Raw genomic sequence first — 16074 nt, 5'->3', positions numbered from 1 at the left:
ACCCCGGTAATGACGTCACGCCGCGCTTCAAGAGCGTCGGCCACGCGGCGCCTTGCGCTCTTTTCCGGGGCCGGAAGGCGATTTGCCTTTCACGCCTTTGCTGCCCGGACCGCGGTTACCCGGTCCTCGCCCACCCTGATTTTTGGGCTTGGAGGGACGACCGGCGAAGGGGTTTTCGCTGGACTTGAATTCGATCCGTACCGGCGTTCCCTCCAGCTTCAGAACCTGACGAAAGGTCTTTTCCAGATAGCGCGCGTAGTGACTGGGCACCGCCTCGGTCTGGTTGCCGTGAATCACCACAATGGGAGGATTGTGACCACCGGGGTGGGCGTAGCGCAGTTTGATACGGCGCCCCTGCACCATGGGGGGCTGATGCTCGCGCACCGCATCCTGCAGGATGCGGGTCAGGAAATTGGTGGAAAATTTATCCGTGGCGGACTTGTAGGCACCCTCTACGGATTCATACAAGTGCCCTACCCCGGTGCCGTGCAATGCGGAAATAAAATGGATTTTGGCAAAGTCCACAAAGCGCAGCCGGCGCTCAAGTTCATTGCGTACGTATTGCTTGTGGCCGTCATCCAGGCCGTCCCACTTGTTCAGGGCAATCACCAGCCCCCGTCCGGCATCGAGCACATTGCCCATCAGGTGCAGATCCTGATCCACCACGCCTTCACTGGCGTCCATCACCAGGATGGCAACATGGGCGTCGTCAATGGCCTGCAGGGTTTTGACGATCGAGAACTTCTCCACCGATTCCGAGACGTTCTTGCGCCGGCGAACCCCGGCGGTATCGATCAGGGTGTAGTGTTTTTCAAATCGCTCGTAGTGAATATAGACGCTGTCCCGGGTAGTACCCGGCTGATCGTAAACCACCACCCGATCCTCACCGAGCATCCGATTGACCAGTGTGGATTTACCCACATTGGGCCGGCCCACCACGGCGATCTTGATGCCTTGATTGGTTGGGGCGGGCACGACTTCCTCAACCGGCAGCTCGGCCACCACATCGGACATCATGGATTTGACGCCCCGACCATGGGTGGCCGTGGTCGGGAAAATTTCGCCCAGTCCCAGTTCGTAAAACGGCGCCAGCGCCACGTCCGGATCCACACCGTCAATTTTATTGGCGACCAGGTAGGTCTTTTTGTTCTGTACCCGAAGGTGCCGGGCGATCATTTCATCTGCTGCCGTCAGCCCGGCCCTCGCATCCAGAATGAACAGTACGATGTCCGCCTCCTGAATGGCCTGCAGGGACTGGCCTGCCATCACGCTGTCGATGCCCTCTTCCTCACCGCTGATACCCCCGGTATCAATCACCATAAAGCGGCGGCCTTCAACCTGCCCTTCCCCGTATTTCCGGTCACGGGTCAAACCGGCGTAGTTCGCCACCAGCGCATCCCGGGATTGGGTCAGACGGTTGAACAGCGTGGATTTGCCCACATTGGGGCGGCCCACCAGGGCAATAACTGGAATCATAATGGAGGCATCAAAGATCGGTAGAACGCAAAGGCGCCTAGGATAGCGGATTGGAGACTTTTTATACAGCCATAAACGAGAACGCCGCCGAACCCCGGCGGGAGGTCGGCGGCGAGACGGTCACAAGTGGACGATCAGTCCCGGGGCAGGGCCTCAAGTGCGACCAGACGACCACCGTCGGTCTGCACGTACAGGATCTCCCCGTCGGTGACCATGGTACCGGATATCCCACCGCGATCCAGCCGGCGGCGCGCGGCAAAAGACCCGTCATCGCGCTTGAGCAGGTGCAGATAACCGTCATAATCACCCACCGCCAGGTAATCACCGATCACCTGAGGGCCGTTGATATGTCGACGGAGTAACTGGTCGTTCTGCCAGCGCAACTCACCCGTTGCGGTGCTGAACGCCTTGACCACGCTGTCGGCCTCAGACAAATACAAGGTACGGCCCTCGGCGGACATATCCTTGTGGGTCGAGGCCTCCTGATTCCACACCGGCCGGCCATTGCTGCGCCCCAGAGCGGTCACATTGCCCTGGAAGGCCGCGGCAAACACCACTCCCTCGTGCAGTAGCGGCGAGGCATCAATATCGACCATGCGCTCGATTTCGGAACGGCCTTGTGGCAGAGCCACGCGGCGCTCCCACAGAACAAGGCCATTGTCCGGATTGAAGGCCATCACCTTACCGGTCGAGAAGCCGGCGATGACGGCCGATTCGGTCATCAGTGGCGAGGCGGTGCCCCGCAGGGTCAGCACCGGCGGCGGACTGTCATACAACCACTGGACATCCCCGGTCTTGGCGTCCAGCGCATGCAGGCGGCCATCCATGGTCTGGGCGGCCACCAGAGTGCCGTTGGTCTGGGGAACGGAGATCACCTCACTGCTCAAGGCAGTGCGCCACAGCTCCTCACCGTCCTCATTCGACAGGGCGACCACCTCGCCATTGCCCGTGCCGTAGAGTAACAGTCCGGCATTGCTGCTTACACCGCCGGTAATGGCATCGCCGGTTTTCTGCCGCCAGAGACGCTTGCCGTTGTCGCGGCTGAAGGCGAACACCCGACCTTTGGCGTCGGCGGCGTAAATCCGATCACCATCCAACGCCGGTTGCAACTTGACCACGGCCTTGTCGGTGCCCGCACCGACACCGCTGCGCCAGACGATATCCAGCTCCGCCGTGGGTTCAAAATCCACCAGTTCCACCGGCTCTGTGCCGTCTTCTTTCGAAAACAGCGCACAGCCGGAAAACAGCAAACCACAAAGCGCCAGTGCGCATAACCTCATGAAGCATTCTCCTCGGTGCCCGACGCATCACTCGCCGCAGCCGGTTGCACATTATCCAGTTTCATCTGCAGCAGCAGAACACGATTCTGCTGCTGGGCGTCGAGCGAATCCAGCGCGCTCTGATACGCCTGGGCCGCCCCTTCATTGTCGCCCTGTTTGCTCAGGATGTCCCCACGGGCCTCCGCGTACTCCGCGGCAATACTGTCCGCCGGTGATTCCGCCTCCAGCGTCGCCAGGGCGTCATCGAGCTGTCCGCCAGCCGAGAGAACCCGGGCCAGACGCAGACGGGCCAATTGCCGAACGGCCTCAGAGGTTTCCTGCTCCAGCACCCAGCGCAACTCACCTTCCGCGGTTTCCAGATCGTTCTCGTCCACCGCCCAGCGGGCGCGAATCAGCGCAGCATTCGCGCCGTAGGCACTATTGGCGTGTTCGGTTTTGAGTTGCGTAACCAACTCGGTGGCCCGCGCACGGTCATCGTCCGAAACAGCGCTGCCTTCCTCGACCGCCAAAGTGTCCAACAGTTCAGAATATATCGCGGACCCCGCCTCGGCCTCGGCCTGCTGCCGATCCTGGTAGGTGGTCCAGCCAAAATAGCCGCCCACCGCAACCACGACTGCAGCCACAATCCACTTGCCGTTTTCCTTCCACCAGCGCTTCAGGGCCTCCAGCTGTTCTTCTTCGGTCAGATGATCGCTCACGTTGTACTCCTGTTATTGTCAAAATTCGTTTCAGAGATTGTTCGGCCCGGGCCAATGGGCCCGAAGCCGCTCGATGATATCGTTCACGGACAACGTCTCCTGGGGCCGCTCTTCACGCAGATACTTGAGCGTGAGCTGGCCGTTGCGGGCTTCATCCTCCCCCAGAATCAACGCGATGTCTGCGCCGCTCTTGTCCGCTTTTTTCATTTGGCTTTTGAAGCTGCCACCACCGCAGTGGGTCAACAGTTGCAGCCCCGGCAGCGCATCGCGCAACTGCTCTGCCCGGCTCATGGCCGAGGATTGTACCTCACCCACCGCCACAAGATAGACCTGTGTGCGACGATCGAGGCCCTCAGGCAACTGCTCCGTGGCCTGAAGAAGCAGTAGCAGACGCTCCAGACCGATGCCAAAACCAATGGCGGGCGTGGATTTCCCACCAAGTTGCTCCACCAGCCCGTCGTAGCGACCACCCGCACACACCGTGCCTTGCGCCCCCAGCGCGTCCGTCACCCACTCAAAGGCGGTTTTGCCGTAGTAGTCCAGACCGCGCACCAGGCGCGGATTGACCTCGAACGGAATCCCCGCATCGGTCAGCATGGTTTTGAGCTGTTCGAAGTGGACGGCAGACTCCTCGTCGAGGTGCTCAAGCAGCACCGGAGCGCCGTCCAGAATCTTCCGGGTCTCGGGGTTCTTGCTGTCCAGAATGCGCAGCGGATTGGACGTCAGACGACGCTGACTATCCTCATCCAGTTGCTCCCGGTACTGGCTCAGATAATCCACCAGCGCGGTCTTGTACGCGGCGCGGGCTTCGCTGCTGCCGAGGCTGTTCAACTGCAGGGTGACCCTGTCCGCCACACCCAATACGCGCAGCATGCGTGCGCTGAGCAGAAGCACTTCGGCATCAATATCCGGTCCGGCCATGCCGAACACTTCAACCCCCAGTTGGTGAAACTGGCGGTAGCGACCTTTCTGCGGGCGCTCGTGGCGGAACATGGGCCCCATATACCAGAGCCGCTGGGTCTGGTTGTACAACAGGCCATGCTGTTCACAGGCTCGCACACAGGAGGCGGTGCCTTCGGGCCGCAGGGTGAGGCTGTCACCATTGCGATCATCGAAGGTGTACATTTCCTTCTCAACAATGTCGGTCACTTCGCCGATGGAGCGTTTGAACAGCTCGGTGCTCTCGACGATCGGAAAGCGGATTTCCCGATAGCTGTACTGCTGAAGGATCGATTTGAGGGTATTTTCCAGATACTGCCACTGGCCACTCTCGTCCGGCAGCAGGTCGTTCATTCCTCGAATGGCTTGCAGTTTTTTCAAAGTGGGTTCCTAAAATCTTCTTTGGTGTTTGTTTCTTGAGCTTGGGTTGCGGCGGATGCGTTTTGCTCAAGTTCATCGGGCCTTGGTTACGGCGGATGCGCTTCGCTTATCCGCCCTACGCAAACTCCGCAGCGAGGCGTAGGGCGGATAAGGGCGAAGCCCGCATCCGCCGTAACCAGACTTATCCCCGTACAATCAGATCCGCTTCCTCTTTCTCCAGACGTGCTTTTTTCTCCTCGGCCTTGGCGCGGATCAAGCGCTCCAGATCGTCCACCAGGGTATCGTTGCCCAGCTTCTGGCTCGGTGCGCCGTCAATATACACCAGGTTGTTGGGTGTCCCGCCGGCGAGCCCGAGGTCCGCCTCTTTCGCTTCACCGGGCCCATTGACCACGCAGCCAATCACGGCCACATCCAGCGGCACCGTGATATCTTCCACCCGCATTTCCAGCTCGTTCATGGTTTTGATCACGTCGAAATTCTGCCGGGAACAACTCGGGCAGGCAATAAAATTGACGCCTTTATTGCGCAGCTTCAGGCTCTTCAGCAGGTCCCAGGCGACTTTGACCTCCTCGACCGGGTCGGCCGCCAGGGAAATCCGCACCGTATCGCCAATGCCATCCATCAACAACGCGCCCAAACCGACGGCGGATTTGACGGTCCCCGCACGCAGGCCCCCAGCCTCGGTAATACCCAGGTGCAACGGTTGATCAATCTCGGTGGCCAGCTTGCGGTAAGCCGCTACCGCCATAAACACGTCCGAGGCTTTGACGCTGACTTTGAAGTCGTAAAAGTTGAGCTGATCCAGAATGTCCACGTGACGCAAGGCGGACTCCACCAGCGCATCGGGAGTGGGCTCGCCATATTTTTTCTGCAGGTCCTTTTCCAGAGACCCGGCATTGACGCCTATGCGAATGGGGATATTCAGGTCCCGCGCTTTGTCCACCACCGCGCGAATGCGCTTTTCCCGGCCAATATTGCCCGGATTGATGCGCAGGCAGTCCACGCCCAGGTCCGCCACCCGCAATGCAATTCGATAGTCGAAGTGAATGTCCGCCACAAGGGGAATGTTCACCTGTTTGCGGATTGCGCCGAACGCTTCAGCGGCCTCCATGCTCGGGACCGAGACGCGCACAATGTCCGCACCGGCGAGCTGCAGGCGCTGAATCTGCTCAACCGTCGCCGCCACATCGGTGGTTTCCGTGTTGGTCATGCTCTGCACGGAGATGGGCGCTCCGCCCCCAACGGGCACATTGCCAACCATAATCTGGCGGGACTGACGGCGTACAATGGGCGACTCACTGTGCATGATGTGATCCTGTCGAGTTTCGGTTCAGGGGTATCAGTTGACGGTCAGGGTCATCAGGCGACCGCTGGCCGGCGGAACAAAATCAAAACGTTCGCCGTTGAGCTCAACCTGGGCCGCCGCGGCATTGCCGAGCTTCACGGTAAAAGGCGCTTCGCCGGAAAGCAGCAACGTCCGACCGGGCTGGATCAGATCGGTTTCGAGCACATCCCCGCGACTGTCCGTGACCTCCAGCCAGCACTCCTCTGAGAAGGTCAGCCGCAACTGGTCAAGCACCTCCGGATCATTCAGGGCGGCACCGGGGTTGCTCACCTCCGTCGCCGCCAAAGGCTCCACCGCACGGCTTGTCGTTACCGGGGGCTCAGCGCCGGTCAACGCCGCAGCCGAGGTTGTCCCGGCACTCGCGGTCGGCTCTGCTTCGGGGTTTCCCTCGGTCACAGCGGCCACAGTGACTGCCTCCGCCTCCTGTTCGACTGCCGGCTCCTCATCCGGAGTCGGCGCCGGGGTATTCAGCTCACTGATCGGGTCCACCATGGCACTGTCTGCTGCCGGGTCCTGGCGATTGCCCAGAAACCAGACCGATAGAGCCCAGATGCCCGCCAGCAACACCAGAATCCACAGCACAAATTTCCACAGGGACCGGGTCGGTTCGGGCACATTGATCTTCAGTGGACTCTCTTCCAGGTCATCCGCCAAGCCCGACTGACGCCGGGCCCGTTGATAAGCCTGAAGCAGGTCTTCCGGCTCCAGACCGAGCAGTTTCGCGTAGGTGCGCAAATAGCCGCGGATGAACGTATCGGAATGCAGCCGGTCGTATTCGTCCGCCTCCAACGCGCGCACTTTGCTGACCGTCATCCGCAGCTCTCGGGCAACATCCTCTTCGCTGAGCTTGGCCTTTTCCCGCGCGGTTTTCAGCAGTGCGCCCGGGTACTCTTCCGGAGCGATTTCCGGAACCTCAGTCCCGGCGGGTTGTTCTTCAGTTGACATCAGGACCTCAACGACTCATTTCGCGTTTGTATTCCAGATACTCATCGGAATAGGGAAAGCGATTTTTCAACGCCAGGGCGTAACTGGCCTCATTGTCCTTGTTGCCAAAGATCCGCTCAATCTTGATACCCAGCAGCAGCGATCGGGCTGACTGGCGGGCCACCTGTCCGTATTGATCCAGGTAGCGCTTGGCCTGCGCGTACTCCTTGTCCTTGAAACTGATATCGGCCAACTCCAGCAGGACCGGCGCCAGGCGCGAGTCCAGCGTGAACGCGTGTTCAAAGGCCGCGCGAGCGCGCTCCTCCCGGCCGAGCTTGAGCGCGGCCCGGCCCAGGCTGAGCAGCGCCCGCGCCCGGTTATCGTAATCCAGGTTCTCGCTCACGATCGCAAACTGATCGTAGGCCTCTTCGTAGCGCTCCTGACGATAGAGAAACGCGCCATAATTGTTCCGTGCCTGAGCAAAATTTCGATCCCGACGCAGTGCCGACTTGAAACTGTCTTCGGCGCGTTCCATTTCGCCTTCAAGCTGGAACAGCATGGCTTGTGCGGCGTAGGCTTTCGCGGAGCCGCTGTCCAGTTCAAACGCCTTGCGGATGTGGTGCCGGGCCGAGTCACGGTTGCGGTTATCGATGTATGCCATGGCAAGCCGGTAGTGTGTGTCCAGGGCGGCTTCTCGATCCACTTCGGGCCCGGTCGTCTGCGAGACACACCCCACCGCACCGAACAGCAGTGCGGCAATCAGGGCGGTTATCGAGCACCACCGAGTCCGCGGGTTTCTGTGTGCTTTTATCATCACCCTAACCTCTTGGTCATGGCCGCTCCTCAGGGAGACGGCGCGATTATTTTCACGGCTTGCAGTTCGTCGAATTTTGCTCGGTACCGTTCACTGCGCTTGGTCATGTCATTGACCGTACCGGCCAGTTGGCCACAGGCGGCATCGATGTCTTCACCCCGAGTGGTGCGAATGGTGGTGATATAACCCGCTTCCATCAAAATGGTCTGGAAACGGCGAATCGCGTTGTTACTGGCCCGTTTGTAGTTGGACAGCTTGAACGGGTTAAACGGAATCAGATTGATCTTCACCGGTACATCCTGCAGCAACTCCGCCAATTGGCGCGCGTGTTCCGGGCGATCATTCACATGATCGATCATGGTGTATTCGATGGTAATGCGCCGATGCGTATCGGGCAATCCGGCGATGTAGCGCTTGGCGGAGTCCAGCAGTACGGCGATCGGGTACTTCTTGTTGATCGGCACCAGCTCGTTGCGCAGCTCGTCGTTGGGTGCGTGCAGGGAAATGGCCAGACAGGCATCGGTGTACTGCCCCAGCTTGTCCAGCGCCGGCACCACACCGGAGGTGCTCAGGGTCACCCGACGCTTGGAGATACCGTAGGCGTTATCGTCCATCATCAGGTTCATGGAATCCACGACATTGTCAAAGTTCAACAGCGGTTCACCCATGCCCATCATCACCACATTGGTGACCTTGCGCGGGCCATTGGGCTGGAGCTGATTGAATGACTTGGCCGCAATCCAGACCTGCCCGATGATCTCCGCTGCGGTGAGATCGCGGTCGAAGCCCTGCTTGCCTGTGGCGCAAAAGCTGCAATCGAGCGAGCAGCCCACCTGCGAGGACACACACAGGGTGCCCCGGTCGCCTTCGGGGATAAACACCGTCTCGACAATACTGCCGCCAGTCACCCGGATCAGGAACTTGCGGGTGCCATCGGTCGAGTCCAACTGCTGAATGACTTCCGGTGCCCGAATTTCGGCCACCTCTTTGAGCTTTTCACGCAGCGATTTGCTGATGTTGGTCATCTCGTCAAAGTTTTCCGCCCCGCGCTGATGAATCCACTTCAGCACCTGGGTGGCACGGAAACGCTTCTCGCCAAAGGACTCGAAAAAAGCCACCAGCTTGGCCTCGGGCAGGCCCAGCAGATTGGTCCGCCCGGACGTGTCGGTCGTCGGCTGGTCGGCGGTGTTGGCAGCGGGTGCAGCGGTCATGTGATTACCTGTCTGAACGAAATGAGCTCGGAAAACCTCGCATCCGCTTCAGTCGCGGGCGAAAATTTCTCCGGGTTCGAAAAAGTACGCGATCTCCCGGGCGGCCGACTCGGGTGAGTCAGAGCCGTGCGCCGCGTTGATCGACACGCTCTCGGCGTAGTCCGCGCGAATGGTGCCGGGCGCGGCCTCTTCCGGGTTGGTCGCCCCCATCAACTCGCGGTTGCGGGCAATGGCATTTTCACCCGCCAGTACCTGTACACAGACCGGACCGGACGTCATAAAATCCACCAACCCTTCGAAAAAGGGTTTGCCCTTGTGCTCGGCGTAGAAACCCTCGGCCTGGTCCCGACTCAGGCGAACCATCTTAAGTGCCACGATCTTGAGCCCAGCTTGCTCGAAACGGCTCTCAATGGCACCGATCAGGTTCTTCCGTACCGCGTCCGGTTTAATGATAGAGAGGGTCTGTTGTTCGGGCATTAGGGGCTCCAGTGTCTGTCTCGCGTCTGTCTCGGATTACGCCCCGATGTCACAGGGCGGAGAAATGCGGGAATTATACGCGGGTTGCGCCTATAAGCCACCCCGGCCGACGCCATCGACGGTGGAATGTGCGCCGTTCGATACTTCCGCCCTGTTCCGGGGACCTCAGGCGGTGCGGGCGATTTCCTGAATCCGGGCCACCATGGCCCGCAGGCCATTGCCCCGGGTCGGGCTGAGGTGTTTGAGCAGATTGAGCTCGTTGAAATACCCTTCGATGTCAAAGTCCAGCACTTCGGCCGGGGTCTTGCCATTATAGGCGGCCAATACCACCCCGAGCAGTCCCTTGACGATAAAGGCGTCGCTGTCGGCATCGAACCAGAGTCTGCCGCCCTCTTCCCGATGGGTCAGCCACACCTGGCTCTGGCAACCCCGCACCAGGTAGTCCTCGGTCTGGTAGGCCGGATCGAGCGCCGGCACCTCTTTACCCAGGTCAATGATGTATTTGTAGCGATCCTCCCAGCTATCGAAAAAGCTGAGGGTTTCGACGATGTCGTCGGCGGTGATTTCGGTACCAAATTGGGACATACCACAGAATCCTGAGGGTTAAACCTTAAAAAAACATTCCGGTTTCGAGCTGGGCTTCTTCGCTCATCATCTCCCGGCTCCACGGCGGATCGAACACCAGGGAAACGGCCACATGATTCACGTTCGGCACCTTGGCGACACGACGCTCGACGTCGCCAACCAGTACCGGTCCCATACCACACCCGGGGGCGGTCAGCGTCATCTCAATCCCGACACGGCGCTGGGATTGATCGATATCCAGAGAGTAAATCAGCCCGAGATTGACCAGATCCACCGGAATTTCCGGATCATAGACGGTCTTCAGTGCCTCCCAGACCTGCGCTTCGTCAATGCGCTCGTCGGCGGGCTCCGGAAAGTCGAGCTCCTGCGCCTCCAGCCCCAGGGCAGCCGCATCGGTGCCATCCACCCGCACCATCTGGCCGTGATAGGTCAGGGTATAATTGCCGCCCAGAGACTGGGTGATCGTCACGAAGGTGTCTTTGGGGATGGTCAGGGGCGTGCCGTCGGGCACCCGGCGGGCCGGGCAGTCCGCCAGGGCCACTACCATACGTCGTTCGGTCATCGGGGCGCCCGTTCTCTAGGAGGAAGCATTCACTATGCTGAAGCTCTCCCCACAACCGCAATAATCCTGGGCGTTGGGGTTATTGAATTTGAGCTGGCGATTGACACCTTCAATGACGTAATCGATCTCGGTGCCGCTCACCACCTTGAGACTGTCGCGATCAATGTACAGCGACACATCGTCAGCCAATCCGTAACGTACATCGTTTTCGCGCCCCTCGGCCACCAGGTCCACCACGTACATGAAGCCGGTGCAGCCGCTTTCTTTCACGCTCAGACGGACGGCCTGGGCCTCCTGATTGAGCCCCAGCTGACGCCGAAAGTGTTCCACCGCGGCCGGAGTGACCGAAACGGCCTGCCGAGTGGGATCAAATGACTCTACTGCCATCTCACTCTACTCCTGTATTCATCAAAAAAACTGCCGGGCCTTTTCCAGCGCCTCGAACAGTCGATCCACCTCATCAAAGGTGTTGTAAAACGCAAAACTGGCCCGCACCGTACCCGGGATATGGTACTGCTCCATGATCGGTTGCGCGCAGTGGTGCCCGGTACGTACCGCCACACCCTGCTGATCGAGCAGAAAACCCAGATCGTTCGGATGAGTGCCTTCGACCAGAAAACTCATCACACTGACTTTATGCGCTGCCGTGCCCACCAGGGTAACCCCCGGCGTCGCCAGCGCCTTTTCTTCAGCATACGCCAACAACGCACGCTCGTGGGCCGCGGCGGCTTCCCGGTCCAGCCCGTTGAGGTATTCAATGGCGGCCGCCAGGCCAACGGCCCCGGCAATATCCGGGGTGCCGGCCTCAAATTTGTACGGCAACTGGTTGTAAGTGGTTCCCGCAAAGCTTACCGACTGAATCATTTCACCACCGCCCTGGTAGGGCGGCATGGCCTCAAGCAGCTCGCGCTTCCCGTACAGAACCCCGAAACCGGTGGGGCCGAACAGTTTGTGGGCCGAAAAGGCATAAAAGTCGCAATCCAGCGCCTGCACATCAATGGGCCAATGGCTCACCGCCTGGGCGCCATCAATCAGCGCCAGGGCGCCGTGCTTGTGCGCCAGCGCGATGATGTCGTCAATGGGGTTCACCGTACCCAGGGCGTTGGAGACATGTCCTACCGCCACCATCCGTACCCTGCCCTGTTCGAGCTGGGTTTCAAGCGCGCTCATATCCAGGGTGCCGGTGTCATCCACCGGAATCGGCTCAACAGTGGCGCCGGAGGCCTGGGCCACCATCTGCCAGGGCACGATGTTGGAGTGATGCTCCATCGCCGAGACCAGAACCCGATCGCCTGCCGTGAGGTTATTACGCCCCCAACTGACCGCCACCAGATTGATGCTCTCGGTGGTACCGCGCGTCCAGAGGATCTGCTCGCGGTGCGGCGCGTTGAGAAACTCCGCCACCGCGGAGCGCGCCCCTTCAAATTTCGTCGTCGCCCGCTCGGCCAGTGCGTGCGCGGCACGATGCACATTGCTGTTGTCGTGCAGATAATAATGGCTGATCGCATCGATCACCGCGCGTGGCTTCTGCGTGGTGGCGGCGTTGTCCAGATACACCAGCGGGTGCCCGTTCACCTGCTCTTGCAGGATCGGGAAGTCCCGGCGAACCGCTTCAACGTCGAAGCCGGTGGTGCTTTGTAATGCTTCCGGTTTGTTCATAATGCGATAGCGTCTCAGCTCCGTAGTGCAAAGAGATTCAGGCGTCTTCGCTCTGAATGTGTCTCAGAAGGTCGCTGTTGGTACTGAACAGTCGGGCCAAACGCGGCCCGAGGTAGTTCCGGACCGCTGGCTCCACCACATCCTGCAGCAGCTCATTGATAAAACCGAAGCTCAGCATCACCTGGGCTTCCTCCCGCGAAATACCGCGGGCCTGCATGTAGTACAGCGCGGTTTTGTTCAACTGACTCACGGTGGCACCGTGGGCACACTTCACATCATCCGCGTAAATTTCCAGCTCCGGCTTGGTATCCACTTCCGCCCTGGACGAGGTCAGCAGGTTTTTGTTACTGAGTTCGGCCAGGGTTTTCTGGGCGTCCGGGTGAATATGAATGCGTCCATTGAACACCGCGTGGGCCGAGTCACTGATAATGCCCCGGAACACCTCGTTGCTGGTGCAATGGGGCACCTTGTGCTGCACGTTGGTGTGGTAATCGATCAACTGCTTGTTGCGCGGCACATACACCCCCTGCAGATCCAGATGGGCGCCTTCACCGCAGTGGTTGATCTGGTAGTCAATACGCTTGAGTTTGCTACCCTGAGCCACGGTAAAACCGCGCAGCTGTGAACTGCGCTGCAAGTTGGCGTGAACGCCGCCCACATGCAGCAGGTTTTCTTCTTCCAGATTGATGCGGTAGTGGTGCAAGAACGCATTCTCGCCCACTTCTATTTCAGTCAGACTGTTGACGAAGCCATTCTGCTCGGCCTCGGTCGAGGCAAAATGTTCAATCACACTCGCCTGGGCACCGGTTTCCAGCACCACCAGCAAACGCTGGTTAGCGGTGGCGGGTGCACTGCTCGGCGTGGATACATGCACCACGTACAACGGTTTGGCCAGTTTGGTGTCTTTCGGCACATGCACCAGCACGCCGTCTTCGGACGCCCAGGCGTTGCTGAGCGCGGCGAACAGATGATGTTCGCTGTCGACGATTCGGCCCAGATGCTGACCGATGACGGCCTGCTGTGCCGCACTAGCATCACCAAAGCGGACCACTTCGGCGGGCAACCCATCCGAGGCCTCGGCGTCGAACACACCGTTGACAAAAACCAGCCGCGTGGCATCCAGCTCCAACCACTCGATCTGTTCGTGCCACTGGGATGAGGTCGCGGCCCACTGCGCGAATTCGGTTTTCTGCAGTGGCGCCAGCGGCGTGTACTTCCACTGCTCGGTTTTGCGGTTTGGCCAGGGCGCTTTCAGCCACTGCCGGGCGCCACTGTTGCGCACCTCGGACAGCCAGTCCGGGCTGTCCTGCTGCCCGGCCAATTGCAACGCCTGTTGCTGAAAATCACTCATCGCTTACACCACCTCTTCTTCGAGCCAGCTGTAACCTTTGGCTTCCAGTTCGTGCGCCAGTTCTTTACCACCGGATTTCACGATACGGCCGCCGGCCAATACGTGCACCTTGTCCGGCACGATGTAGTTGAGCAGCCGCTGGTAGTGGGTGACCACGATGAAGCTGCGATCTTCCGCACGCATGGCGTTCACGCCATTGGCCACCACCTGCAGGGCATCAATGTCCAGACCGGAGTCGGTTTCATCCAGAATACAGACGGTGGGCTTGAGCAGCATCATCTGCAGAATTTCGTTGCGCTTTTTCTCGCCGCCGGAGAAGCCTTCGTTGACGCCGCGCTTGAGAAACGACGGATCCAGGTCGACCGACTTGCAGGTCTCTCGGGCCAATTTCAGGAAGTCCACCGAAGAGATCGGCGCTTCGCCGCGATGCTCACGATGCGCATCCACCGCCGCCTTGAGGAATTCCATGTTGCTGACGCCGGGAATCTCCACCGGGTACTGGAAGGCCAGGAACAGTCCCTCGCGGGCACGCTCTTCGGGTTCCAGTTCAAACAGGTTTTTGCCATTGAACTGCACGCTGCCGGCGGTCACTTCATAGCCTTCGCGGCCGGTCAGCACATTGCCCAGGGTACTCTTGCCCGAGCCATTCGGCCCCATGATGGCATGCACTTCACCCGGCTTGATGTCCAGACTCAGGCCCTTGAGGATTTCTTCATTTTCGACGCTGGCGCGCAGGTCTTTGATGGTCAGCATAGTGTCGGTTTCCAGTTTCATAAAACGTAAATTCGGTTCGTCGTGTACGGTGGCTTGGGTAACGGCGGATGCGCGCTCTGCGCTTATCCGCCCTACGCGAACTGCAGTGCTATCCGCCGCTACCCAACGATCAACCCACCGAGCCTTCGAGGCTCACTTCCAGCAGCTTGCCGGCTTCCACCGCAAACTCCATCGGCAGCTCTTTAAACACTTCCCGGCAGAAGCCATTCACGATCATTGAGACGGCTTTTTCGGGGTCCAGGCCGCGCTGCTGGCACAGGAACATCTGATCTTCACTCACTTTGGAGGTGGTCGCTTCGTGCTCCACCACCGCGCTCGGATTCTTGCTCTCGATGTAGGGGAAGGTGTGCGCCCCACAGCGATCACCGATCAGCAGAGAGTCACACTGAGTGTAGTTTCGCGCCCCTTCCGCTCCGGGATTCATCCGCACCAGACCACGGTAGGCGTTGGAGCTGTGCCCCGCCGAAATCCCCTTAGAGATGATCGTCGAACGGGTGTTCTTCCCGATGTGAATCATCTTGGTGCCGGTATCGGCCTGCTGATAGTTGTTGGTCAGTGCAACCGAGTAGAACTCACCCACACTGTTGTCACCGCGCAGGATACAACTGGGATATTTCCAGGTAATCGCCGAGCCGGTCTCCACCTGGGTCCAGGAGATCTTCGCATTGGTGTGACACAGGCCGCGCTTGGTCACAAAGTTGTAAATGCCGCCCTTGCCCTGCTCGTCCCCGGGATACCAGTTCTGGACCGTGGAGTATTTGATTTCGGCGTTGTCCAGGGCTACCAGCTCGACCACTGCGGCGTGCAGCTGGTTTTCATCCCGCATCGGTGCGGTGCACCCTTCCAGGTAGCTGACGTAGGCACCCTCTTCGGCCACAATCAGCGTGCGCTCGAACTGCCCGGTATTCTGCTCATTGATCCGGAAGTAGGTGGACAGCTCCATGGGGCAGCGCACCCCTTTGGGGATGTATACAAACGAACCATCGGAGAACACCGCTGAGTTGAGCGCGGCGTAATAGTTGTCCTTCTGAGGCACGACAGTCCCCAGGTACTTTTTGATCAGTTCCGGGTATTCCTGCACCGCTTCACTGATGGAGCAGAAAATCACTCCGGCTTCCTTGAGCTTTTCGCGAAAGGTGGTGACCACCGAGACGGAGTCAAACACCATATCCACGGCGACGCCGGCCAGCATTTCCTGCTCATGAACCGGAATACCCAGCTTCTCGTAGGTGCGCAGCAGCTCCGGATCCACTTCGTCCAGACTCTTGGGGCGATCTTCCATACTTTTCGGTTGGGAGAAGTATGACAACGCCTGAAAGTCGACCTTGGGGTAGTGAACGTGGGCCCAGTTGGGCTCGTCCATTTTCTCCCAGGCACGGAATGCCTGGAGCCGCCAATCGAGCATCCACTCGGGCTCACCCTTTTTGGCGGAGATAAACCGGATCACGTCTTCATTCAGACCGGGCGGTAAGGTATCCGTATCGATCTGTGTATGGAAGCCGGCCGCGTACTCACGCTTGATCAGCTTTTCAACTTCTTGCTCTGCCATCACTTCACCTCTGTCTCCGCATTCGGAGTGAGTTAGCTAAATGTCGGTT

The 16074-nt window shown here is 59.5% G+C and carries 16 protein-coding genes; all 16 read right to left on the bottom strand.

Annotated elements, in window-relative coordinates; translation table 11 throughout:
• Nucleotides 1-27: 27 nt before the first annotated feature.
• Entirely contained in the window at nucleotides 28-1476 is a 1449-nt protein-coding gene (der, locus tag OOT55_RS03495) for a ribosome biogenesis GTPase Der (protein WP_265367771.1), read from the bottom strand.
• 134 nt (nucleotides 1477-1610) lie between these two features.
• Complete coding sequence (gene bamB / locus OOT55_RS03490; protein WP_265367770.1) at nucleotides 1611-2756, bottom strand: outer membrane protein assembly factor BamB; 1146 nt, start codon at nucleotides 2754-2756, stop codon at nucleotides 1611-1613.
• Nucleotides 2753-3454, bottom strand: coding sequence for a YfgM family protein (locus OOT55_RS03485; protein WP_265367769.1), 702 nt, complete (start codon nucleotides 3452-3454; stop codon nucleotides 2753-2755). The genes bamB and OOT55_RS03485 overlap by 4 nt, the downstream gene beginning before the upstream one ends.
• A gap of 30 nt (nucleotides 3455-3484) precedes the next feature.
• Nucleotides 3485-4774: a histidine--tRNA ligase gene (gene hisS, locus OOT55_RS03480; RefSeq protein ID WP_265367768.1), complete on the bottom strand. Its 1290-nt coding sequence runs from the start codon at nucleotides 4772-4774 to the stop codon at nucleotides 3485-3487.
• A 181-nt stretch (nucleotides 4775-4955) separates the two neighbouring features.
• Nucleotides 4956-6080: a flavodoxin-dependent (E)-4-hydroxy-3-methylbut-2-enyl-diphosphate synthase gene (gene ispG / locus OOT55_RS03475; protein ID WP_265367767.1), complete on the bottom strand. Its 1125-nt coding sequence runs from the start codon at nucleotides 6078-6080 to the stop codon at nucleotides 4956-4958.
• Between the two features lie 33 nt (nucleotides 6081-6113).
• Nucleotides 6114-7064: a RodZ domain-containing protein gene (locus OOT55_RS03470; protein ID WP_265367766.1), complete on the bottom strand. Its 951-nt coding sequence runs from the start codon at nucleotides 7062-7064 to the stop codon at nucleotides 6114-6116.
• A gap of 7 nt (nucleotides 7065-7071) precedes the next feature.
• The gene (gene pilW, locus OOT55_RS03465) at nucleotides 7072-7857 is read right to left on the bottom strand and encodes a type IV pilus biogenesis/stability protein PilW (protein WP_265367765.1); all 786 of its coding nucleotides are present in this window, start codon (nucleotides 7855-7857) and stop codon (nucleotides 7072-7074) included.
• A gap of 29 nt (nucleotides 7858-7886) precedes the next feature.
• Nucleotides 7887-9068, bottom strand: coding sequence for a 23S rRNA (adenine(2503)-C(2))-methyltransferase RlmN (gene rlmN / locus OOT55_RS03460; RefSeq protein ID WP_265367764.1), 1182 nt, complete (start codon nucleotides 9066-9068; stop codon nucleotides 7887-7889).
• Between the two features lie 48 nt (nucleotides 9069-9116).
• Nucleotides 9117-9545, bottom strand: a complete 429-nt coding sequence (ndk, locus tag OOT55_RS03455) for a nucleoside-diphosphate kinase (protein ID WP_265367763.1) — start codon at nucleotides 9543-9545, stop codon at nucleotides 9117-9119.
• Nucleotides 9546-9710: 165 nt separating this feature from the next.
• The gene (locus tag OOT55_RS03450; RefSeq protein WP_265367762.1) at nucleotides 9711-10130 is read right to left on the bottom strand and encodes a SufE family protein; all 420 of its coding nucleotides are present in this window, start codon (nucleotides 10128-10130) and stop codon (nucleotides 9711-9713) included.
• A gap of 25 nt (nucleotides 10131-10155) precedes the next feature.
• Nucleotides 10156-10692 (bottom strand): putative Fe-S cluster assembly protein SufT, encoded by a 537-nt coding sequence (gene sufT, locus OOT55_RS03445; RefSeq protein ID WP_265367761.1) that lies wholly within the window; start codon nucleotides 10690-10692, stop codon nucleotides 10156-10158.
• A gap of 15 nt (nucleotides 10693-10707) precedes the next feature.
• Entirely contained in the window at nucleotides 10708-11079 is a 372-nt protein-coding gene (locus OOT55_RS03440; protein WP_265367760.1) for a HesB/IscA family protein, read from the bottom strand.
• Nucleotides 11080-11100: 21 nt separating this feature from the next.
• Nucleotides 11101-12351 (bottom strand): cysteine desulfurase, encoded by a 1251-nt coding sequence (locus OOT55_RS03435; protein ID WP_265367759.1) that lies wholly within the window; start codon nucleotides 12349-12351, stop codon nucleotides 11101-11103.
• Between the two features lie 37 nt (nucleotides 12352-12388).
• A complete protein-coding gene (sufD, locus tag OOT55_RS03430; RefSeq protein ID WP_265367758.1) occupies nucleotides 12389-13702 on the bottom strand; it encodes a Fe-S cluster assembly protein SufD in 1314 nt (437 codons plus the stop codon).
• A 3-nt stretch (nucleotides 13703-13705) separates the two neighbouring features.
• Nucleotides 13706-14455 carry a Fe-S cluster assembly ATPase SufC gene (sufC, locus tag OOT55_RS03425; RefSeq protein WP_265368779.1) on the bottom strand — a complete coding sequence of 250 codons (750 nt, stop codon included), beginning with the start codon at nucleotides 14453-14455 and terminating at the stop codon, nucleotides 13706-13708.
• 130 nt (nucleotides 14456-14585) lie between these two features.
• Nucleotides 14586-16025 carry a Fe-S cluster assembly protein SufB gene (gene sufB / locus OOT55_RS03420; RefSeq protein WP_265367757.1) on the bottom strand — a complete coding sequence of 480 codons (1440 nt, stop codon included), beginning with the start codon at nucleotides 16023-16025 and terminating at the stop codon, nucleotides 14586-14588.
• Between the last annotated feature and the right edge of the window lie 49 nt (nucleotides 16026-16074).

The sequence above is a fragment of the Marinimicrobium sp. C6131 genome (genome assembly GCF_026153455.1).
Lineage (GTDB): Bacteria > Pseudomonadota > Gammaproteobacteria > Pseudomonadales > Cellvibrionaceae > Marinimicrobium.
The sequence above is the reverse complement of the archived record's forward strand: the minus strand, read 5'-3'. Positions and strand labels throughout refer to the sequence as shown.